This is a genomic window from Pseudomonas sp. YuFO20 (genome assembly GCF_035064975.1).
Taxonomy (GTDB): domain Bacteria; phylum Pseudomonadota; class Gammaproteobacteria; order Pseudomonadales; family Pseudomonadaceae; genus Aquipseudomonas; species Aquipseudomonas putida_AE.
Genome location: NZ_JAXDEO010000014.1, coordinates 75,852 through 98,218 on the forward strand (window position 1 = coordinate 75,852; position 22,367 = coordinate 98,218).

At 61.3% G+C, this 22,367-nt stretch carries 20 protein-coding genes; 15 read left to right on the top strand and 5 right to left on the bottom strand.

Translation table 11 applies throughout. The features are described 5' to 3' along the window. Window positions 1–136: 136 nt before the first annotated feature. The 10 genes from SOP85_RS10195 (at window position 137) to SOP85_RS10240 (ending at window position 11,615) form a co-directional block, all read left to right on the top strand. Entirely contained in the window at window positions 137–1,495 is a 1,359-nt protein-coding gene (locus SOP85_RS10195; RefSeq protein ID WP_274075759.1) for a glutamine synthetase family protein, read from the top strand. Window positions 1,496–1,667: 172 nt separating this feature from the next. Beyond that, entirely contained in the window at window positions 1,668–2,756 is a 1,089-nt protein-coding gene (locus tag SOP85_RS10200; protein ID WP_323626864.1) for a polyamine ABC transporter substrate-binding protein, read from the top strand. Next, window positions 2,753–4,054, top strand: coding sequence for an NAD(P)/FAD-dependent oxidoreductase (locus SOP85_RS10205; RefSeq protein WP_323626865.1), 1,302 nt, complete (start codon window positions 2,753–2,755; stop codon window positions 4,052–4,054). The genes SOP85_RS10200 and SOP85_RS10205 overlap by 4 nt, the downstream gene beginning before the upstream one ends. Before the next feature lie 212 nt (window positions 4,055–4,266). Next, a complete protein-coding gene (locus SOP85_RS10210) occupies window positions 4,267–4,863 on the top strand; it encodes a paraquat-inducible protein A (protein ID WP_323626866.1) in 597 nt (198 codons plus the stop codon). Beyond that, complete coding sequence (locus SOP85_RS10215) at window positions 4,860–5,516, top strand: paraquat-inducible protein A (RefSeq protein WP_274075763.1); 657 nt, start codon at window positions 4,860–4,862, stop codon at window positions 5,514–5,516. The genes SOP85_RS10210 and SOP85_RS10215 overlap by 4 nt, the downstream gene beginning before the upstream one ends. After that, window positions 5,497–7,152 (top strand): PqiB family protein, encoded by a 1,656-nt coding sequence (locus tag SOP85_RS10220; RefSeq protein WP_323626868.1) that lies wholly within the window; start codon window positions 5,497–5,499, stop codon window positions 7,150–7,152. The genes SOP85_RS10215 and SOP85_RS10220 overlap by 20 nt, the downstream gene beginning before the upstream one ends. 17 nt (window positions 7,153–7,169) lie before the next feature. Then, window positions 7,170–7,736: a PqiC family protein gene (locus tag SOP85_RS10225; protein ID WP_323626869.1), complete on the top strand. Its 567-nt coding sequence runs from the start codon at window positions 7,170–7,172 to the stop codon at window positions 7,734–7,736. A gap of 196 nt (window positions 7,737–7,932) precedes the next feature. Further along, window positions 7,933–8,946, top strand: coding sequence for an iron ABC transporter substrate-binding protein (locus SOP85_RS10230; protein WP_323626870.1), 1,014 nt, complete (start codon window positions 7,933–7,935; stop codon window positions 8,944–8,946). A 3-nt stretch (window positions 8,947–8,949) separates the two neighbouring features. Beyond that, a complete protein-coding gene (locus tag SOP85_RS10235; protein ID WP_323626872.1) occupies window positions 8,950–10,548 on the top strand; it encodes an ABC transporter permease in 1,599 nt (532 codons plus the stop codon). Next, window positions 10,545–11,615 carry an ABC transporter ATP-binding protein gene (locus tag SOP85_RS10240; protein WP_274075768.1) on the top strand — a complete coding sequence of 357 codons (1,071 nt, stop codon included), beginning with the start codon at window positions 10,545–10,547 and terminating at the stop codon, window positions 11,613–11,615. The genes SOP85_RS10235 and SOP85_RS10240 overlap by 4 nt, the downstream gene beginning before the upstream one ends. A 24-nt stretch (window positions 11,616–11,639) precedes the next feature. On the opposite strand, the gene SOP85_RS10245 is transcribed toward SOP85_RS10240, so the two are convergent. Both SOP85_RS10245 and SOP85_RS10250 read right to left on the bottom strand, forming a co-directional pair. Beyond that, a complete protein-coding gene (locus tag SOP85_RS10245) occupies window positions 11,640–12,578 on the bottom strand; it encodes a site-specific integrase (protein WP_442967901.1) in 939 nt (312 codons plus the stop codon). Continuing rightward, window positions 12,571–12,717 (bottom strand): hypothetical protein, encoded by a 147-nt coding sequence (locus SOP85_RS10250; protein WP_323626873.1) that lies wholly within the window; start codon window positions 12,715–12,717, stop codon window positions 12,571–12,573. Before SOP85_RS10250 ends, SOP85_RS10245 begins: the two co-directional genes overlap by 8 nt. Before the next feature lie 46 nt (window positions 12,718–12,763). Between SOP85_RS10250 and SOP85_RS10255 the strand changes: the two genes are divergently transcribed. From SOP85_RS10255 to SOP85_RS10275, 5 genes are all read left to right on the top strand, one after another. Further along, complete coding sequence (locus tag SOP85_RS10255) at window positions 12,764–14,143, top strand: UDP-glucose dehydrogenase family protein (protein ID WP_323626874.1); 1,380 nt, start codon at window positions 12,764–12,766, stop codon at window positions 14,141–14,143. A 179-nt stretch (window positions 14,144–14,322) separates the two neighbouring features. Further along, a complete protein-coding gene (locus tag SOP85_RS10260) occupies window positions 14,323–15,501 on the top strand; it encodes an MFS transporter (RefSeq protein ID WP_323626875.1) in 1,179 nt (392 codons plus the stop codon). Window positions 15,502–15,659: 158 nt separating this feature from the next. Continuing rightward, the gene (locus SOP85_RS10265) at window positions 15,660–16,367 is read left to right on the top strand and encodes an HPP family protein (RefSeq protein ID WP_323607320.1); all 708 of its coding nucleotides are present in this window, start codon (window positions 15,660–15,662) and stop codon (window positions 16,365–16,367) included. Window positions 16,368–16,608: 241 nt separating this feature from the next. After that, window positions 16,609–17,715: an enoyl-CoA hydratase/isomerase family protein gene (locus SOP85_RS10270; RefSeq protein ID WP_323626876.1), complete on the top strand. Its 1,107-nt coding sequence runs from the start codon at window positions 16,609–16,611 to the stop codon at window positions 17,713–17,715. 3 nt (window positions 17,716–17,718) lie between these two features. Next, window positions 17,719–18,870, top strand: coding sequence for an acyl-CoA dehydrogenase family protein (locus SOP85_RS10275; RefSeq protein ID WP_323626877.1), 1,152 nt, complete (start codon window positions 17,719–17,721; stop codon window positions 18,868–18,870). A gap of 123 nt (window positions 18,871–18,993) precedes the next feature. Here the strand turns inward: SOP85_RS10275 and SOP85_RS10280 are convergent, their stop codons facing one another. The 3 genes from SOP85_RS10280 to SOP85_RS10290 all read right to left on the bottom strand — a co-directional run bounded on the left by SOP85_RS10280 (window position 18,994) and on the right by SOP85_RS10290 (window position 22,364). Continuing rightward, window positions 18,994–19,767, bottom strand: a complete 774-nt coding sequence (locus tag SOP85_RS10280; RefSeq protein ID WP_323626878.1) for an enoyl-CoA hydratase — start codon at window positions 19,765–19,767, stop codon at window positions 18,994–18,996. Between the two features lie 120 nt (window positions 19,768–19,887). Next, entirely contained in the window at window positions 19,888–21,015 is a 1,128-nt protein-coding gene (locus tag SOP85_RS10285) for an acyl-CoA dehydrogenase (RefSeq protein ID WP_323626880.1), read from the bottom strand. Window positions 21,016–21,170: 155 nt separating this feature from the next. Continuing rightward, the gene (locus SOP85_RS10290; protein ID WP_323626881.1) at window positions 21,171–22,364 is read right to left on the bottom strand and encodes an acetyl-CoA C-acyltransferase; all 1,194 of its coding nucleotides are present in this window, start codon (window positions 22,362–22,364) and stop codon (window positions 21,171–21,173) included. Window positions 22,365–22,367: the final 3 nt, after the last annotated feature.

The following is a 22,367-nucleotide window of genomic DNA, read 5'->3' on the forward strand; positions in this document are numbered from 1 at the left end:
TGCGTTTTGTGTTGCTAAAAGTGGATAGATGGAACCGTAAGCCTCGCCCAAGATAGACGTCAACGCGCTACAGGGGAAGCGTCCTACAGATGAATCGACTTTCTCCCGCGTTAACAAAACCAATAACGAGGTCTTTATGAATGCCCCTTTCGATCAGCTGTTCACTTGGCTGAAAGATCACAAGATTACCGAAGTCGAGTGCGTCGTCAGCGACCTGACCGGCATTGCACGCGGCAAAATCGCACCCACCAACAAGTTCCTGCATGAGCGAGGCATGCGCCTGCCGGAAAGTGTGCTGTTGCAAACGGTAACCGGGGACTTTGTCGACGACGACATCTACTACGACCTGCTCGATCCTGCCGATATCGACATGGTCTGCAAGCCGGTGTCCGATGCGGTGTACGTGGTGCCATGGGCGATCGAGCCGACCGCCATCGTGATTCACGACACCTTTGACAAGTTCGGCAACCCGATCGAATTGTCGCCGCGCAACGTGCTCAAGAAAGTCCTGCAGCTGTACACCGACAAAGGCTGGCGGCCGATCGTCGCGCCGGAAATGGAGTTTTACCTGACCCAGCGCTGCGAAGACCCGGACTTGCCACTCAAGGCCCCGATGGGCCGATCCGGTCGCGCCGAAAGCGGTCGCCAGTCGTTCTCCATCGACGCCGCCAACGAATTCGACCCGCTGTTCGAAGACGTCTATGACTGGTGCGAACTCCAGGGCCTGGACCTCGACACGCTGATCCACGAAGACGGCCCGGCGCAGATGGAAATCAACTTCCGCCATGGCGATGCCCTCGACCTGGCCGACCAGATCACCGTGTTCAAGCGCACCATGCGCGAGGCGGCGCTCAAGCACAACGTCGCGGCGACCTTCATGGCCAAGCCGGTCGGCGATGAGCCGGGCAGCGCCATGCACATTCACCAGAGCGTGGTGGACATCGCCACCGGCCAGCCGATCTTTGCCGATGCCGACGGCAACATGAGCGAGTTGTTCCTGCACCACATCGGTGGCTTGCAGAAGTACATCCCCAAAGTGCTGCCGATGTTCGCACCGAACGTCAACTCGTTCCGCCGCTTCCTGCCGGACACTTCGGCACCGGTGAACGTCGAATGGGGCGAAGAAAACCGTACCGTCGGCCTGCGCGTGCCGACCTCGAGCCCCGATGCCATGCGCGTGGAAAACCGCTTGCCGGGGGCCGATGCCAACCCTTACCTGGCCATCGCCGCCAGCCTGCTGTGTGGGTACCTGGGCATGGTCGAGCGCATTGAACCGAGCGCCGCGGTACAGGGTCGGGCTTATGAGCGGCGCAACCTGCGGTTGCCGATCACCATCGAAGACGCGCTGACGCAGATGGAAGAATGCGACACCGTGAGCCGCTACCTGGGCGACAAGTTCGTGCGTGGCTATGTCGCAGTCAAGCGTGCCGAGCACGAGAACTTCAAGCGCGTGATCAGTTCGTGGGAGCGCGAGTTCCTGTTGCTGAGCGTCTGACAACCATCTCCCTGCATGAGTCCACGTCCCCCTGTGGGAGCGGGCTTGCTCGCGAAAGCGGTGTGTCATTCAACATTAAGGGTGACTGACCTGACGCCTTCGCGAGCAAGCCCGCTCCCACAAGGGGAACGCCAACGCCTGCAAAATCCAATAATTCCAAGAAGGTATCGTTATGCGTCTATTGAAATCCATGGTCCCGGTCGCACTGGCGGCGTTGTTCAGCGCCGTTGCCCAGGCTCAGCCACAGGTCAGTGTCTACAACTGGACCGACTACATCGGCGAGACCACCCTCGCCGACTTCCAGGCCAAAACCGGGATCAAGGTGATCTACGACGTTTTCGATTCCAACGAAACCCTGGAAGGCAAACTGCTTGCCGGGCGTACCGGGTATGACGTGGTCGTGCCGTCCAACCACTTCCTCGCCCGCCAGGTGAAGGCCGGCGCGTTCCTCAAGCTCGACCGCGAGCAACTGCCGAACTTCAAGAACCTGGACCCGAAACTGCTGGCCCTGCTGGAAAAAAACGACCCAGGTAACGCGCACTCGGTGCCGTACCTGTGGGGTACCAATGGCATCGGCTACAACGTCGACAAGGTCAAGCAGGTGCTGGGCATTGACCACATCGATTCCTGGGCCGTGCTGTTCGAACCGGAAAACATCAAGAAGCTGAGCGCCTGCGGCGTATCGATGATGGACTCGGCGGATGAAGTGTTCCCCGCGGTGCTCAATTACATGGGCATGGACCCGCGCAGCGAGAATCCCGAAGACTTCAAAAAGGCCGAAGCCAAGCTGCTGAGCATCCGTCCGTACATCACCTATTTCCACTCCTCCAAGTATGTCTCGGACCTGGCCAACGGCGACATCTGCGTGGCGTTCGGTTACTCCGGTGACGTGTTCCAGGCCGCCAACCGCGCCAAGGAAGCCAAGAACAACGTGAACATCGCCTATGCCATTCCCAAGGAAGGCGCGAACCTGTGGTTCGACCTGCTGGCCATCCCGGCGGACGCCGGCAACCCGAAAGAAGCCCACGCCTTCATCAATTACCTGCTCGACCCGCAAGTGATCGCCAAGGTCAGCGCCTCGGTCGGTTATGCCAACCCGAACCCGACCGCCAAGCAATACATGGATCCGGAACTGGTCAACAACCCTGAGGTTTACCCGCCGCAGGAAGTGCTCGACAAGCTGTACATCTCGACCACGCCGCCGCAGTCGATCATGCGCTTGATGACGCGTTCCTGGAGCAAAGTGAAGTCCAACCAATGAACCAGTACACCCACGAACATGCCCATTCCTATTACGCCGCGTCGGCCAATGGCATGGTGCCCTACCCCACGCTGACCGAAGACCTGGTGGCCGATGTCTGCGTGATTGGCGGCGGGTTTACCGGCGTCAACACGGCCATCGAACTGGCCCAACGCGGGCTCTCGGTGATCCTGCTGGAAGGCCGGCGGATCGGCTGGGGTGCCAGCGGGCGCAACGGCGGGCAGCTGATTCGCGGCATCGGCCATGACGTCAGCGGTTTCGCCAAGCATGTCGGGGTTGAAGGTGTGCGCTACCTGGAGCATGCCGGGACTGAATCGGTGCAACTGGTGGGCAATCGAATCCGTGAACACAGCATCGATTGCGACTTGCGCTGGGGTTTCTGCGAGCTGGCCAACACCCCGTCGCAGTTCGCCGGCTTGCAGGCTGAACACGCTGCGCTCAAGGAATTCGGTTACGCCCATGAAACCCGTCTGGTCGAATCTGCGCAGATCCGTGAGCAGGTGGTGAATTCCGGCGTGTATGCCGGCGGCCTGGTCGACATGGGTTCGGGGCACCTGCACCCGCTGAATCTGGTGCTTGGCGAAGCGAAACTCGCGTTATCCCTTGGTGTGCGGATTTTCGAGCAAAGCCCGGTACTGGAGTTGATCCATGGCAGTACTGTTCAAATTCGTTGTGCAGGTGGCACGGTACGCGCCAGCAGTCTGGTCCTGGGCTGCAATGCGCATCTGGAAGAACTTGAACCGAAACTCAGCGGAAAAGTGCTCCCGGCGGGCAGCTACATCATCGCCACCGAACCCTTGTCGGCGGAGCTTGCCGCACAGTTGATCCCGCACAACCTGGCGCTGTGCGACCAGAAAGTCGGCCTGGATTACTACCGACTCTCGGCGGACCGGCGCCTGCTGTTCGGCGGAGCCTGCCATTATTCCGGGCGTGATCCGGCGGATATCAGCGCCTACATGCGCCCGCAGATGCTCAAGGTGTTCCCGCAACTGGCGAATGTGCGCATCGACTACCAATGGGGTGGCAAGATCGGCATCACCGCCAATCGCTTCCCCCAGGTCGGGCGCCTGAGCCAATACCCGAACGTGTTCTACGCCCAGGGTTACTCCGGTCATGGCGTCAACGTGACCCACTGGTGCGCGAAATTGTTGGGCGAAGCGATCCATGCCGGTCACAGCAAAGGCTTCGACGTATTCAGTGCCGTGCCGCACATGACCTTTCCTGGTGGCCGCGCCCTGCGTTCGCCGCTGCTGGCCCTGGGCATGCTCTGGTACCGCATGCGCGAACTCCTCGGCTAACCGCCCCTGTAGGAGCTGCCGCAGGCTGCGATCTTTTGATCTTGTTTTTTTGAAAGCAAAATCAAAAGATCGCAGCCTGCGGCAGCTCCTACAGGGTATCAACGATACGTCCTTCCCCATCTCTCTGTTTAGCCTTTCGATTTGCTCAATTGCGAGTCACTTCTATATTGAGGGGGTGCTCTGAATTTCCTGCCTCCTGTTGAGCCTGGCCCATGGCAATTACTGATCAGCTGATCATCTGCGAGCACTGCGACAGCGTGTACGAAAAAGTGACGCTCGCCAAACACCAGAAAACCCTGTGCACCCGCTGCGGCGGCGTGCTTCAGCGTTATAACGGCCTGACCGTGGAGCAACGCCTGGCGTTGACTTTCGCCGCGTTGATGCTGTGGATTTTTGCCAACTTCTATCCGGTCATGAGCATCAGCCTCAAAGGCCTGAAAAACAGTGCAACGCTTTGGGATTCGGTGGTGGCGCTGAGCCTGGGGCCCATCACCTTCATTGCCCTGGTGGCGGCGATCGCCATGATCATCGCACCGATCTTTCAGTTGTTGCTGCTGATCTGGGTGCTGGGCTTCGCCCTCAGGCACCAGCGCGCGCCGGGTTTCAGCTTCTGCATGCGCTGGCTGGAAACCCTGCGGCCCTGGAGCATGCTGGAGGTCTGCCTGCTGGGCGCGATGGTTGCGGTGATCAAGCTCGCCGGGTTGCTGGATGTGCTGCCCGGCATCGGTCTGTTCGCCCTGGCCGTCCTCAGCCTGATGATGATCCGCATTGCCGGTCGCGATATTCGTGAACTGTGGGACCTCGTATGACCATGCCTCCCTTTGCCCGCGACCTCAACCTGTGCCTGTGCCACAGCTGCGGCCTGGCCTGCGACATGACCGGTGATCCCCACGAATGCGAGCGCTGCGGTGCCCCTCTGCATCGGCGTAAAACCAACTCACTGACCCGAACCTGGGCTTACATGATCACCGCCCTGGTGTTTTATGTGCCGGCCAACCTGTTGCCGGTGATGAACACCAAGATGGTCGGCGACGGTGCCGACAGCACGATCATGAGCGGCGTGATCGAGTTCTGGCAGCACGGCGCCTGGGACATTGCCCTGATCATTTTCATCGCCAGTATTGCGGTACCGGGCGTCAAGTTCGTCGCCCTGACGCTGCTGCTGGTGACCGTTCAACGCGACAGTCAATGGGCGCTCAGGCAGCGCTCGCAAATGTATCGGTTCGTCGAACTTATCGGTTATTGGTCGATGCTGGACGTCATCGTGGTCGCCCTGGTGGCCTCGCTGGTGAAATTCCAGGCCCTGGCCGATATCGAACCGCGCCCGGGCATCCTGTTCTTTGGTCTGGTGGTGGTGTTCACCATGCTCGCGGCGATGAGTTTCGATCCGCGACTGATCTGGGATAAAGAGCGGCAACAACCACAAAATGAGGAGGTCACGGATGAAGTCACAAGCCACTGACGGGCCGCTGGTCCCGGGGCAGGCTCCGATCAAGACCCGCCGTTTCAGCTTTTCGATGGTGTGGATCGTGCCGATTGTCGCGGTGCTGGTAGGGATATCGCTGGTGGTCCACAGCATCTTGCAGGAAGGGCCGACCATTACCGTCAAGTTCAAGACCGGCAGCGGCCTGACCGCCAACAAGACCGAGGTGAAATACCGCAACGTAGTGATCGGCCATGTGTCGGACGTGGCGTTGAGCAACGACCAGAAGAGCGTCGATGCGACGATCAAGCTGGTGAAACAGGCTGAAAGCTTTACCCGCAAGGACTCGCAGTTCTGGGTGGTCCGGCCGAGGATCGGCGCTGGCGGGGTTTCGGGAATCGATACCCTGTTGTCAGGGGATTACATCGGCGCCGATATCGGCCAGGACAATGCCCGCGCGAAGAACTTCGAAGGCCTGGAAAACCCGCCTGCCATCACCTATGGCGAACCGGGCAAACGCTTCACCTTGCATACCCAGGACCTCGGTTCACTGGATATCGGCTCGCCGGTCTACTACCGCAAGATTCCGGTCGGCCAGGTCGTGGCCTACGCGCTGGACCCCGATGGCAAGGGGGTGAACATCGAACTGTTCATCCACGCACCCAACGACAAGTACGTCACCGAGAACACCCGATTCTGGAACGCCAGCGGTGTTGACGTGAGCGTCGGCGCCAATGGTTTTGCGGTCAAGACCGAGTCCCTGTCGTCCTTGCTGGTGGGCGGCGTTGCGTTCCGTGCGCCGGAATACAGCCCCGACGACAAACCGGCCCCGGAGGAATATGCCTACGAACTGTTCCAGGACCAGCAAACGGCCCTCGCCCCGCCCAGTGGCAAGGGACAATTCATGACCTTGCGTTTCGACCAGGCCTTGCGCGGCCTCAAGGTCGATGCCCCGGTGGAATTCCTCGGCATCGAAATCGGCAAGGTGGTGTCGGTCAATCTGGATTTCGACGCGAAAAAACGCACCTTCCCGGTCAACGTCGGCATCATGATTTATCCGCAGCGCCTGGGCCGAGCGCACACGAAGATGCTCCAGACTCTCAATCACGATCCCAAGGATGAAGCCGCCGCCGTACGCGTAATCGGTACCTTTATCGACAACGGCCTGCGCGCCCAGGCTCGCACCGGCAACCTGCTGACCGGCCAGCTGTACATTTCCCTGGACTTCTACCCTAAGGCGGAAAAAGTCGTATTTGATCAAAGCGCCCGTCCAGTCAGCATTCCGACCGTTCCAGGCAGCCTCGAACAATTGCAGGAAAAACTCGAAGCCATGGTCAACAAGATCAACCAGCTGCCGGTCGAGCGCATTGCTGCCAATCTGGACAGCAACCTCGTCGAACTGCGCAAAGGCCTGGTGCAATTCAATGCCAAGACCCTGCCTGGCGTGTCAACCACCTTGACCGATGTGAGCAAGACCCTGCAATCGGCCAACTCGACTCTGGCCGAAGACTCGCCGCAGCGGGAAAAACTCGGACAAACCCTGGACGAACTCGGACGCACCTCGCGCTCGCTGCGTGACCTGGCGGATTACCTTGGCCGGCATCCGGAATCGCTGATTCGTGGACGCCCGGATAATGCCGCGCCGATGGATATGCAAGGGCCGCCGAGCAAATGACCACAGGAGCAACATTCATGGCTTTTCCGCTGAAAATCACGTTGGTCGCGGCGTTGTCGTTACTCGCTGCCTGTCGCAGCGATCCGATCCAGTTTCACACCCTGACCCCGGCCCAGCCGGTGGTCAATTCACGCAGTACCGCCGGTATCCAGATTGAAATGCTCACCGTACCGCCCCAGGTCGATCGCCCGCAGATCGTCGTGCGCGAGGGCAATACCGGCATGGCGATCCTCGAAACCGAATGGTGGGGGGCCAGCCTGGTGGACGAGTTGCGCAGTGCCCTGACCGACCAGATGATCAACAACAATCCGCAACGCAGGGTATCGGTGCGGCTGGAGGTGCAGCGCTTTGATTCGATTCCCGGCCAGTATGGGTTGCTCGACGTGAAATGGCGCCTGCGTACCAACAATGGCAGTGAAAGCCTCATGGACACCTGCCGCAGCACCCTGCAGACACCGTCGGGACCGTCCATCGATGAGCTGGTGGCGGCGCAGCAGAACAACGTCAGGCGCCTGGCGGCGCTAATCAACCAGGCAGCGGCCTCCACGCAAAAAGGTTGTCCGTCCGCAAGTACCAGCCCATAACACCATCCCCCTGTGGGAGCGAGCTTGCTCGCGATGGTGTGTCCGGCGACATCAATGTGTCTGATACACCATCGCGAGCAAACTCGCTCCCACAGGCTGCAAATGATTCGTATTGATCTAGAATAATTGACGACCTTCTTTTGTCGATTCGCTCGTATCAGCCTGCAAGACCAACAATAACAGGAGCTGACGCCGCATGAAGTCCACGATCCCTTCGTTCCTCAAAAAAGCCTTGCTGGTCACCGCCCTGGTGAGCGCAGGTCACGTATACGCCGCCGATACCGTCGGCATCGTGGTCTACAACGCCCAGCACGAAAGCCTGACCAAATCCTGGGTCGAAGGGTTTACCCAGGAAACCGGCATTCCGGTGACGATGCGCAACGGCGACGACACCGAAATGGGCAACCAGATCGTACAGGAAGGGACCGACTCGCCGGCGGATGTGTTCCTCACCGAAAACTCCCCGGCGATGGTCCTGGTCGACGGCGCAGGCTTGTTTGCCCCCGTGGACAAGGCCACCCTGGAGCAGGTCGACCCGGCCTACCGCCCGGCCCACGGCAAATGGGTGGGGATCGCGGCGCGTTCCACGGTGTTCGTCTACAACCCGAGCAAACTGCCCCAGGACAAGTTGCCCAAGTCGATCATGGACCTCGCCGCGCCAGAGTGGAAAGGCCGCTGGGGCGCCTCGCCCGGTGGTGCCGACTTCCAGGCCATCGTCGCCGCCATCCTCGAACAGAAAGGCGAAGCCGCGACCCTGGACTGGCTCAAGGCGATGAAGACCAACTTCACGGCCTACCGGGGCAACAGTTCGGTGCTCAAGGCGGTGAATGCCGGGCAGATCGACAGCGGCGTGATCTACCACTATTACAGCTTCGTCGATCAGGCCAAGACCGGCGAAAACAGCAAGAACACCGCCCTGCACTACTTCAAGCACAAGGATCCGGGGGCGTTTGTCAGCATTTCCGGAGGCGGCGTCCTGGCCTCCAGCAAGCACAAGGAACAAGCCCAGGCGTTCCTCAAGTGGATCACCGGCAAGGACGGCCAGGCCATCCTCAAGGATGGCAAATCGTTTGAATACGCCGTGGGCAAGAACGCCGAATCCAACCCTAAACTGGTGCCTTTGCAGCAGCTCGACGCCCCATCCGTCGACGCCTCGAAACTCGACAGTAAAAAAGCCGTGGAGCTGATGACTCAGGCAGGACTGCTTTAATTGATGCCTGAAATCCTGCCCGCGGGTACCGCCCAAGCGCTACCCGCCAATTTGCGTAGACGATCGCGCGGCGTGTTCGCGAGCCGCGGTGGCGCGTGGGTGGTCGGTTTGTCGGTGCTGGTTTCGTTGCTGGCGCTGCTGCCTATTGCCTACGTCATCGGCGTGTCCCTGCAGACCGGCTGGTCCACGGTGGTGACCCTGGTGTTCCGGCCACGGGTGGGCGAGTTGTTGATCAACACCGTGTTGCTGGTGGTGCTGACGATTCCCCTCTGTATCGCGCTGGGTGTGACACTGGCCTGGCTGACCGAGCGCACGGATCTGCCGGGGCGTCGCTGGTGGTCGTTGCTGGCCACGGCGCCCCTGGCGGTGCCGGCCTTCGTCCACAGTTATGCCTGGGTCAGCCTGGTGCCGCCGATTCACGGCTTGTTCGCCGGGGTGCTGGTGTCGGTGATTGCCTACTTCCCGTTCCTGTACCTGCCGATTGCCGCGACCTTACGGCGCCTCGACCCGGCTATCGAAGATGTCGCCGAATCGCTGGGGCTCAAGCCGTGGGCGGTGTTTTTTCGCGTGGTGCTGCCGCAGTTGCGCCTGGCCATTTGCGGTGGCGCGTTGCTGGTCGGCCTGCACCTGCTGGCCGAATATGGCCTGTACGCGATGATCCGCTTCGACACCTTCACCACCGCGATCTTCGATCAGTTCAAATCCACCTTCAACGGGCCTGCCGCCCACATGCTGGCCAGCGTGCTCGCCCTGTGCTGCCTGGTGATGCTGACCGTGGAATCCGCCGCACGGGGCCATGCGCGCTACGCCCGCGTGGGCTCCGGGAGTGCCCGTGAGCAACGGATCGTGGGCCTGAAAACCCCGGCCAGGGTGCTCGCACTGGCGTTGCAGAGCACCACCTGCGCCCTGGCGCTGGGTGTGCCCTTGATCACCCTGGGCGGCTGGCTGATCGCCGGCGGCGTGCAGGCCTGGAACCTGGGCGAGCTGCTGCCGGCGCTGCAACAGACCCTGATGCTGGGCGTGGCGGGGGCTGCCCTGACCACCTGCGCCGCCATTCCGATCGCCTGGCTGTCGATCCGCCATCCCGGACGCCTGCAGCGGCTGCTGGAAAGCTGCAACTACATCACCAGTTCATTGCCGGGCATCGTCGTTGCGCTGGCACTGGTGACCGTCACCATTCATTTTGCCCGGCCGATCTACCAGACCACCGTCACCTTGCTGCTGGCGTACCTGCTGATGTTCCTGCCCCGGGCGCTGGTGAGCCTGCGCGCCGGCATCGCTCAGGCACCGGTGGAGCTGGAAAACATGGCCCGCAGCCTGGGCCGCTCCCCTGCCCGCGCGTTATGGCTGATCACCCTGCGCCTGGCCGCTCCGGGTGCGGCTGCCGGTGCGGCGCTGGTGTTCCTGGCGATCACCAATGAACTGACCGCCACCCTGTTGCTCGCGCCCAATGGCACACGGACCCTGGCGACCGGGTTCTGGGCCATGACCAGCGAAATCGACTATGTCGCGGCGGCGCCCTATGCCCTGCTGATGATCCTGTTGTCGCTGCCGTTGACCGGGCTCCTGTATCACCAATCGAAAAAAACGGCTGGCCGATGAACACTCTTGAACTGCATTCACTGAACAAAGCCTACGGTTCCCAGCGAGCTCTGGATAACGTCAGCCTGTCGGTGCCCAGCGGCAGCCGTACGGTCATTGTCGGCCCCTCGGGCTCAGGCAAGACCACCTTGCTGCGGATGATTGCCGGCTTCGAGTTTCCTGACTCCGGCCGCCTGTCGCTCAATGGCCAGACCCTGGTCGACAGCACCCATGAAGTGCCGGCGCACCAACGTTTGATTGGCTACGTCCCACAGGACGGCGCCTTGTTCCCGCACATGACGGTGGCCGACAACATCGGCTTCGGCCTGTCGATCAAGGGCCGCGAAAAGCGCGAGCGTGTCGCGCAATTGATGGACAGCGTGGCACTGGATGCGAACATGGCGATGCGCTGGCCCCATGAATTGTCCGGCGGCCAGCAGCAGCGTGTGGCGCTGGCACGGGCGCTGGCGCAGCAGCCGCAGCTGATGTTGCTGGACGAGCCGTTTTCGGCACTCGATACCGGCTTGCGCGCGGTCATGCGCAAGATGGTCGCGCGCCTGCTGGCCGACGCGGGGGTCACCACCATCCTGGTCACCCATGACCAGAGCGAAGCCTTGTCCTTCGCCGATCAACTGGCGGTGATGCGCCACGGCCGGCTGGTGCAGTCAGGCCATCCGCTGGACCTCTATCGCTACCCCGACGACGAACAGACCGCGCTGTTTCTCGGCGACGCCGTGGTCATGCCAGCGCGGATCGAGGCTGGCTGGGCCCATTGCGACCTGGGCCGGATACCGGTCAACAATCACCGCAACAACCACTCGGCGCAGATCATGCTACGGCCCGAACAGTTGCAACTGACCAGCGTGCTGCCCGACGCCACCGGTGTCACGGGCTGTCGTGCCAAGGTGGTCGACCGGGATTTCAGCGGCAACACCTGCACCTTGACCGTGGAGTTGCATTCGCGCACCGCCGATCAGCCCATAGGCCGATCATTGCTGGTACGCAGCTCCGGCCTGTATGCACCGCCTGCCGGCAGCGCCGTGCAGGTCTCGACCATTGGCCACGCGCATGTGCTGAGCGAGCCCTGATCCCTCGAACCTGTTGCATGGCCGTCAAAGATCGAAGCGATCCACCGCACGACGGCGCGCGTTGTCGTCGCGCACATCGTAGTTGGCGGTGGTCTGGATGTTGCTGTGATGGGCCAGTTTTTGCGCGATGGACAGGTCGTGTTCCTCGATCACCCGGGTGATGAACGAGCGGCGAAAATCATGCGGCATGATTTTCACCCCCACCTGCGCGCCCCGCTGCCGGGCGATGTAATAGATCGCGTGCTTGGTGATGCGCTCGCGGGTGATGTGACTGCCACGGCGGATACGATTGAACAGGAACGGGTCGTCCTCTTCGCCTTCCTTGAGCATCGAGCGGCGCAGTTCCAGCCAGGCATCGAGCTTGGCGAACGCCCAGGCCGGGGCGTACTTGATCAACTGCTTGTTGCCCTTGGCGGTGACGCGCAGGCTGCGCTCATTGAAGTCGAGCTGATTGAGGTCGAGGTTCACCGATTCCGATTTGCGCATGCCCGAACCGTACAGGATCGCGATAACGGCGGCGTCCCGCTTGCCCTGTGGCCGAGGATCAGCGGCGCAAACCTCCATCAGTTCCTGGATCAATGAGCGCCGCAGGTTGCGCCCCTGGGACAGGCGCGTACCGGCGATGCCCTTGACCGAGCGCATTTTCAACAAGTGCTCCTGGCTGATCAGGCTCATGCGCCACGCTTCGTTCATTACCCCGCGCACCGCATTGACGTACAACGACGACGTGTTGGGCGCATAACCGTCGGTGCGCAAGGCGGCGACCAGGGCGATGACATCTTCGGGTTGCAGGTTGTGCCAGGCGATCTCCTCGACATTCATTTCTTCAAAGCCCAGGCGATCGGCGGCGTCCTGCAGGACATAACGCATGGTCAGTTGGCTGGAGGGCGCCAGTCGTGCGAGATACAGGGTTAGCGGATTGGGTCTGAGGGCACTTGGATCAGTTGCGGGTAAGTCAGTCAAACGAAACGGCCTTGGATAAAGAGGAAACAGAAAACGCCATGGCGACAGGAATGGCCGCTACGCTGCCGGTCACGGCCGGGAAAGTCAAATGCCCTGCCGACCAACGGCCGGTGTGACGCCGATAGACGAATTGAAACATGGCATTGCTAAACCTTGACCGGACTCGATCGGGGCAGGAGCAAACCATGAGAATCAGTGTGTTCGGTAGCGGTTATGTAGGCCTGGTGCAAGCGGCGGTGTTGGCAGAAGTCGGCCACGACGTGGTCTGCATGGACGTCGACGAGAAAAAGGTCGAATGCCTGCAACAGGGCCATGTGAGCATTTTCGAACCCGGGCTGGCCAGCCTGGTACGCGAAGGCCTGGATGCCCGACGGTTACAGTTCACCAGCGATGAGAAACTCGCGGTGCAACATGGCCAGGTGCTGTTCATCGCGGTCGGCACACCGTCCCGGGACGATGGCTCGGCTGACCTGAGCCAGGTGATGGCGGTGGGCGAAGCGGTGGCACGGCACCGTGAACAACCGCTGATCCTGGTGGAGAAGTCCACGGTGCCGGTGGGCACCGGCGATGCCCTGCGCGCGCATATCGACAAGTGCCTGATCAAGGTCGGACGCCTGTTGCAGTTCGATATCGTCTCCAATCCCGAGTTTCTCAAGGAAGGCTCGGCCGTGGCCGATTGCCGGCGCCCGGACCGTATCGTCGTGGGCTGTGAACGCGAAGAAGTGCGTGAGGTGATGCGTGACCTGTACGCGCCGTTCAACCGCAACCATGAACGCATCATGTTCATGGATTTGCGCAGTGCCGAGCTGACCAAATACGCCGCCAATTGCATGCTGGCGACCAAGATCAGCTTCATCAACCAGATCGCCGAGCTGGCCGAACACCTGGGTGCCGACATCGAATCGGTGCGCCTGGGCATCGGCGCCGACTCGCGCATCGGCTACCACTTCATCTACCCCGGCTGCGGTTATGGCGGCTCCTGCTTCCCCAAGGACGTGCGCGCCCTGATTCACAGCGCCGAACAGGCCCATTGTTCCAGCGACCTGCTGCAAGCGGTGGAAGCCATCAACCAGCGGCAGAAACACAAGCTGTTCGAGCGCCTCAAGGCCTTCTACAAAGGCGAGCTGCGGGGCAAGACCTTCGCCGTCTGGGGCCTGGCCTTCAAGCCCAACACCGACGACATGCGCAATGCACCGAGCCGCCTGTTGCTCGAGTCGTTATGGGCCGCCGGTGCCAATGTGCGGGCATTCGACCCTGAAGCCATGCAGCAAACCCAGCAGCTGTACCCCGATGAAACCCGGTTGATGCTCATGGGCACGCCGGAATCGGTGCTCAACGGTGCGGACGCGCTGATCATCTGCACCGAGTGGCAACAATTCAAGGCGCCGGATTTCGATCTGATCCGCCAGCGCCTCAATGCGCCGGTGATCTTCGATGGCCGCAACCTGTACGATGCCGAGCGCCTGGCGCGCAATGGTTTCATGTACTTCCCGATGGGCCGCGGCGAGTCACGCAAGTTGCCGATTCCGTATCAGCAATGGCCTGCGGCGCAGGTGGTCGCCTAATCCCCCTGTAGGAGCTGCCGCAGGCTGCGATCTCTTGATCTTGCTTTCAAAAAATCAAAGGATCGCAGCCTGCGGCAGCTCCTACAGGGATAGTGTGAATTCGCCTTGAAGTGAGCCCGCATCTGCCTGAGGATGGCAAGCACGGAAGCTGCCATCTGAATAAGGACATTTACCCCACCGTGGCCACCTACTCGCTCGTTGTTCGCCGGCTGATGATCGTTTCGCTGACCATCGTTGTCAGCCGCGCCATCATCAGTCCGCTGCTCACCCTGTTTCTAAGCGACAAACTGGGCCTCAACCAACAGGACGTCGGCCTGCTGCTGGGCATCGCGGTGTTCATCGCCACCCTGCTCGCCCTGTACGGCGGCTACGTCATCGACCGCCTGGAAAAACGCCGGCTGCTGATCCTCACGATGCTCTCCAGCGCCATCGGCTTCGTGTTGCTGGCCTTTGCCGAAAACCTTTACCTGGCCACCCTGACGCTGGTCATTTCCGAAACAGCCTCGGCGTTGTTCCTCATCGGCTCCAAGGCGATCCTGAGCGAAAACCTGCCCGTGGGCCAGCGCGCCAAGGCGTTTTCGCTGCGTTATACCCTGACCAACATCGGCTACGCCACCGGCCCCATGTTCGGTGTGGTGATGGCCGGGGTCTATCCGATCGCACCCTTCCTGATCGCAGGCGGTATCGCCTTCGCCAGCATCTTCCTGATGCTGGGCATCCCCAGGGATTCGGCGCAGGCACCGACCATCGGCCAACCGCAGAGCTTCCTCAAGACCCTGGTCACCCTGAAGAACGACCGCACCCTGATCATGTTCACCTGCGGCTGCCTGCTCAGCACCGTGGTGCACGGGCGTTTCACCCTGTACCTGTCGCAATACCTGCTGGTGACCCAGGATTCCAGGCGCACTTTGGAGATCATGGCGGCACTGCTGGCCTGCAACGCCATCAGCGTGATCCTGTTGCAGTACCAGATCGGTCGGTTCCTCAACCGTGAACAACTGCGCTTCTGGATTGCCGGCGGCACCGGTCTGTTCATCCTCGGATTGATCGGCTTCAGCGTGGCCGACAGCATGGTCAGTTGGTGCGTGGCGATGTTCATCTTCACCCTCGGAGAAATGATCATCTACCCGGCCGAATTCCTCTTCGTCGACACCCTGGCCCCGGAAGAACTGCGCGGCAGCTACTACGGCGCGCAGAACCTGGCCGCCCTCGGTGGCGCGCTGAGCCCGGTGATCTGCGGTTTCCTGTTGATGCACACCCCGGCCCCAACCATGTTCTATGCCTTGAGCGCGCTGACGGCCATGGGCGGGTCCCTGTGTTTCATGAGTGGACGGCGTGTGGCGATACATCAGAAATAATGAACTGAAGCTTCATTAATATGAATTTGTCATCATCGGCAATGATCGGCACACTGTCGTCGTTCCTCCCCCAATAGTTGGAACGACTTCAAGGGCTTTCTGGATTTCCCAGACAAGCCTTTTTTTTTCCTCAGGTTTTCAAAGGAACCCTGTTCATCATGCTTGCTCGCTGGTTGCCCGCCGCCGTCAACACCCGCCCTTCGGAATGGAGTCGTGCTGCCATCGGCATGGCGCTGGGGACGATGTTCAGCGTCTGGCTGTGCGCCCAGGTATTCGGCATGCCAGTGGCGCAGCACCTGGTCGGGCCGCTGGGTGCCTCGGCGGTGTTGCTGTTTGCGGTATCTTCCGGTGCGCTCGCGCAACCCTGGTCGATACTCGGCGGTTACTTGAGCGCCGCAGTGGTCGCGCTGCTGGTGGCCCACGTGCTCGGACGGACCCTGGGCAGCGCCTGCCTCGCGGCGGGCATGGCGCTGATCCTGATGTGCTGGCTACGCTGCCTGCATCCACCGGCCGGGGCGCTGGCGTTGCTAATGGTCCTGGCGGACCCGGCGACCATTGCCATGGACTGGAAAGCCCTGGGGCCGGTGATGCTGGCCGCATCGACCATGCTGCTCAGCGCCCTGGCCTATAACAACCTGACGCGCATTCGATATCCCAAGCGGGCCAGCGAGCCGGTCGCCGTGGTCCCGGCTGACCACCCTCCAATCGACAGCCAGGCAATCACCGCCCAGGATCTGAAATTGGCCCTGGCGCAAATGGAAGCCTTCATCGACGTCACACCCGAAGATCTTGAACAGCTGATCCATGCCACTGAGTTGCAGGCCAGGCGTCGCAGTATTGGTGAGGTGTTGAGCCGTAGCGCCTGAATCGGCTTATCTGTTGGAGCGAGCTTGCTCGCGAAAAACATCAAGGCACCGCTGCACCAATGGTTTACGCGTTATCGTTCACGACCATCGCGAGCAAGCTCGCTCCTACAAAAGCCGCTGCAAAAATGCAGACAGCACCTGCACATATCCCGGTTGTACAAGGCAAATTTGCACTGGTACGATCCAGCATCGCTCGCGCGCGAGCTTCTTAATAAAGAACAATAAAAGCAGGGAGTTAGTGATGACTGCTCAGGTTTCTTCTCCAGCGACTTCGTCAATGGATGCCACGCAAAACGAAGTGCTGGCCGAGGTTCGCAACCACATCGGTCACCTGACCCTCAACCGCCCCGCCGGCCTTAACGCCATCACCCTCGAGATGGTGCGCAACCTGCAGCGTCAGCTGGACGCCTGGGCACAGGATGAACAGGTGCATGCGGTGGTGCTGCGCGGTGCCGGCGAAAAAGCCTTTTGTGCCGGTGGCGACATTCGCTCGCTGTACGACAGCTTCAAGGGCGGCGATACGCTGCACGAAGATTTCTTCGTCGAGGAATACGCCCTCGACCTCGCGATTCATCATTACCGCAAACCGGTGCTGGCCTTGATGGACGGTTTTGTCCTGGGTGGCGGCATGGGCCTGGTGCAAGGCGCCGACCTGCGGGTGGTCACCGAGAAAAGTCGCCTGGCGATGCCTGAAGTCGGCATCGGTTATTTCCCGGATGTGGGCGGCAGCTACTTCCTGCCGCGCATCCCCGGTGAACTGGGGATCTACCTGGGCGTCAGCGGCGTGCAGATCCGCGCGGCCGATGCGCTGTACTGCGGGCTGGCCGACTGGTACCTGGACAGCGGCAAACTCGCCACGCTGGATGAAAAACTCGATCAACTGCTATGGCGTGACACGCCCCTGAAGGATCTTCAGGGCCTGCTGGCGAAACTCGCCGTGCAACAGTTGCCCGATGCACCGCTGGCCGCCTTGCGCCCGGCTATCGACCACTTCTTCGCCTTGCCCGATGTGCCGAGTATTGTGGAGCAACTGCGCGAGGTCACGGTCGCCGACAGCCATGAGTGGGCGTTGAGCACCGCCGACCTGCTGCAGACCCGCTCGCCCCTGGCCATGGGCGTAACCCTGGAAATGCTCCGGCGCGGTCGGCACCTGAGCCTTGAACAGTGTTTTGCCCTTGAGCTGCACCTGGACCGCCAGTGGTTCGAGCGCGGCGACCTGATCGAAGGCGTGCGCGCCTTGCTGATCGACAAAGACAAGAACCCGCGCTGGAACCCGCCTACCCTGCAGGCGCTGGACGCCGAACACGTGGCGAGCTTCTTCAACGGTTTCGATGAGAGCGGGAGCTGAACCATGCACGATCTCGAATTGACCGAAGAACAGGTCATGATCCGCGACATGGCCCGGGACTTTGCCCGTGGCGAAATCGCGCCCCACGCCCAGGCTTGGGAAAAGGCCGGCTGGATCGACGACGCCCTGGTGGCGAAGATGGGTGAATTGGGCCTGCTGGGCATGGTGGTGCCCGAGGAATGGGGCGGCACTTATGTCGACTACGTCGCTTATGCCCTGGCGGTGGAAGAGATCTCGGCCGGCGACGGCGCCACCGGCGCGTTCATGAGCATCCACAACTCTGTGGGCTGCGGGCCGGTGCTCAACTACGGCAGCGAAGAACAGAAACAGACCTGGCTGGCGGACCTGGCCAGCGGCCAGGTCATCGGTTGCTTCTGCCTGACCGAACCCCAAGCCGGCTCCGAAGCGCACAACTTGCGCACCCGCGCCGAATTGCGCGACGGCCAGTGGGTGATCAATGGCGCCAAGCAGTTCGTCAGCAATGGCAAGCGGGCCAAGCTGGCGATCGTGTTTGCGGTGACCGACCCGGACCTGGGCAAGCGCGGTATCTCGGCGTTCCTGGTGCCAACCGACACCTCTGGCTTCATCGTCGACCGCACCGAACACAAGATGGGCATCCGCGCCTCCGATACCTGTGCGGTCACCCTGAACAACTGCACCATCCCCGAGGCCAATCTGCTCGGTGAGCGCGGAAAAGGCCTGGCCATCGCGCTGTCCAACCTCGAAGGCGGCCGCATCGGCATCGCCGCCCAGGCGCTGGGCATTGCTCGCGCGGCGTTTGAAGCGGCGCTGGCCTACTCCCGTGATCGTGTGCAGTTTGGCAAAACCATCAATGAACACCAGAGCATCGCCAACCTGCTGGCCGACATGCACATGCAGTTGAACGCCGCGCGGTTGATGATCCTTCACGCCGCTCGCCTGCGCACGGCGGGCAAGCCGTGTCTGTCGGAGGCTTCGCAGGCCAAGCTGTTTGCCTCGGAAATGGCCGAGAAAGTCTGCTCCTCAGCGATTCAGATTCATGGCGGGTATGGGTATCTGGAGGATTACCCGGTCGAGAAGTATTACCGGGATGCGCGGATCACGCAGATCTATGAAGGGTCGAGCGAGATTCAGCGGATGGTGATTGCCCGTGAACTGAAGAACTATCTGGTCTGAAGCCTTAAAAGCTTCGCTGGCAAGCCAGCTCCTACAGGGTTCTCGGTCGGTCACACATATTATGTACACACCGAAACCTGTAGGAGCTGGCTTGCCAGCGAAGAGGCACGCAATAACGCTACATCACTTGCCCTGGAACTCTGCCTCACGCTTGGCAATAAACGCCGCCATCCCTTCCTTCTGATCCTGCGTCGCGAACGCCGCATGGAACACCCGACGTTCAAAGCGCACGCCTTCCGACAGGCTCACTTCAAAAGCCCGGTTGACGCTTTCCTTGACCATCATCGCGATCGGCAGGGACTTTTTAGCGATCAGCGCCGCGACTTTCAGCGCTTCATCCAGCAACTCATCGCTCGGCACGATGCGCGCCACGATGCCGCAACGTTCCGCTTCCACGGCATCGATCAAGCGCCCGCTCAGGCACATTTCCATGGCCTTGGCCTTGCCCACGGCACGGGTCAGGCGCTGGGTGCCGCCCATGCCCGGCAACACGCCGAGGTTGATTTCCGGTTGGCCGAACCTGGCGTTGTCGCCAGCCAGGATGAAATCGCACATCAGCGCCAGTTCACAGCCGCCGCCCAGGGCGAAACCGTTGACGGCGGCGATGATCGGCTTGCGGCGGTTGGCCACGCGGTCGCTGTCGCTGAACAGGTCGTCGATATAGATCTGCGGATAGGTCAGCTCGGCCATTTCCTTGATGTCGGCACCGGCGGCAAAGGCCTTTTTCGAACCGGTCAGGACGATGCAGCCGATGTTCGAGTCCGCCTCGAAGCCGTCGAGGGCCTGGTTCAGTTCGCTGACGATCTGCGCGTTCAACGCGTTCAGCGCCTGTGGGCGGTTCAAAGTAATCAGACCCACACGGCCGTGGGTTTCCAGCAAAATCGTTTCATAACTCATGTAAATGACTCCTGCTAAGCACTCGATCCCTGTAGGAGCTGCCGCAGGCTGCGATCTTTTGATTTTAACGATCAAGATCAAAAGATCGCAGCCTGCGGCAGCTCCTACAGGGGTTCCATTTTAGAGGTTGCGTGAAATGACCATGCGTTGAATATCGCTGGTGCCTTCGTAGATCTGGCAGACCCGCACGTCGCGGTAGATCCGCTCCAGCGGGAAGTCGTTCAGGTAACCGTAACCGCCAAGGGTTTGCAGCGCCGAGGAGCATACCTTCTCGGCCATTTCCGAGGCGAACAGCTTGGCCATCGAGGCTTCCACCAACGCCGGCTTGCCGCTGTCTCTCAAGGCCGCCGCGTAATGCACCATCTGCCGCGCAACGGCGATCTGGGTCGCCATGTCCGCCAGGCGGAACGCCACGGCCTGGTGCTCGATGATCGGCTTGCCGAAGCTCTCGCGCTCGCGGGCGTAGTCGCGGGCCGCTTCGAATGCGGCGCGGGCCATGCCCACCGATTGCGAGGCAATGCCGACGCGCCCGCCTTCGAGGTTGGCCAGGGCGATCTTGTAGCCTTCACCCTCTTCGCCCAAACGGTTGGCCACCGGCACTTTCACGTCTTCGAAGAGAATCTGGCAGGTGTCCGAGGCGTGCTGGCCGAGCTTGTCCTCGACCCGGGCAACTTTGTAGCCCGGCGAATCGGTGGGCACGATGAATGCGGTGATGCCGCGTTTGCCGGCAGTCGGGTCGGTCACGGCGAACACGATCACGATCCCGGCGTTCTGCCCCGAGGTGATGAATTGTTTGCAGCCGTTGAGTACGTAGTGATCGCCGTCCAAACGGGCACGGGTTTTCAAGCCGCTGGCATCGGAACCGGCCTGGGGTTCGGTCAGCGCGAAAGCACCGAGCATGGCGCCACTGGCCAGGGGCTTGAGGAAGCGCTCTTTCTGGTCGGCATTGCCGTAATTGAGGATCGGCACGCAACCGACCGAGTTGTGCACGCTCATGATGGTCGAGCAGGCACCGTCGCCCGCGGCGATTTCTTCCAGGGCCATGGCGTAGGCCAGGTAACCGGTCTCGCAACCGCCCCACTGCTCCGGCACCAGCATGCCGAAGAAGCCCAGTTCGCCCATTTCGGCGATGGCTTCCTTGGGGAAGCGGTGTTCACGGTCCCATTCGGCGGCGAAGGGTTTCAAGCGTTCCTGGGCAAAGTCCCGGGCCGCGTCGCGTATCTGCTGTTGTTCGTCATTGGGGATCATGGTGAATCCTTAAAAATAAGCCTTCATACAAAATGCCTGGTTTTAACACTGAACCTGTGGGAGCGGGCTTGCTCGCGAAGAGGCCGTGCCAGTCGACATCAATGTTGAATGACACACCGCCTTCGCGAGCAAGCCCGCTCCCACAATGGATTGCATTAATACAGGCATTCCACGGCCATCGCCGTGGCTTCGCCGCCACCGATGCAGATCGCTGCAACGCCACGCTTCAAGCCTTTCTGGCGCAGGGCCGAGAGCAGGGTCACGAGGATCCGCGCGCCGGACGCCCCGATCGGGTGGCCGAGAGCGCACGCGCCGCCGTGCACGTTGAGTTTTTCGTGGGGGATTTCCAGCTTGGTCATGGTCACCAGGCTGACCACGGCGAAGGCTTCGTTGACTTCCACCAGGTCGACTTCATTCAGCGACCAACCGGTTTTCTTCATCAGTTTTTCGATCGCGCCCACCGGTGCCACCGGGAACAGGCTCGGGGTATCGGCGAAGGCCGCGTGACCATGGATCACCGCCAGCGGCTTGAGGCCACGCTTGTCGGCCTCGGAACGGCGCATCAGCACCAGTGCCGCCGCACCGTCGGAGATCGAACTGGAGTTGGCCGCCGTCACGGTACCGCCATCACGGAACGCCGGTTTCAGCGAAGCGATCTTGTCCAGTCGGGCTTTTGGCGGCTGCTCGTCATGGCTGATCGTCACCTGCTCTTTGCCGACGGTGACGGTCAACGGCACGATCTCGTCCCTAAAGCTGCCGTCCTTGATCGCCTGCTGGGCGCGGGTGGTCGAAGCCACCGCGAACGCATCCTGGGCCTCACGACTGAAGCCGTTGGTTTCGGCACAGTCTTCGGCGAAGGTGCCCATCAGGCGCCCCTTGTCGTAGGCGTCTTCCAGGCCATCGATGAACATCGAATCCAGTACCCGGCCGTGCCCCATGCGGTAGCCGCTGCGGGCGCGGTCCAGCAGGTATGGTGCGTTGGACATGCTTTCCATGCCACCGGCAACCACCACCTCGGCGCTGCCAGCCACCAGCATGTCGTGGGCCAGGATGGCCGCTTCCATGCCCGAGCCGCACATCTTGTTGAGGGTGGTGCAACGGGTCGATTTATCCAGCCCGGCGCCGAGCGCCGCCTGACGTGCAGGGGCCTGGCCCTGGCCGGCCGGCAGTACGCAGCCGAACAACACTTCGTCGACGCCATTGCTGGCTACACCGGCTCGTTCCACCGCGGCCTTGATCGCAGCGGCACCGAGTTGCGGTGCGGTGAGGCTTTTCAGTTCGCCCTGGAAACCACCCATCGGGGTGCGCACGGCGCTGACGATAACAATCGGATCGTTGGAAAGGGTCATGAC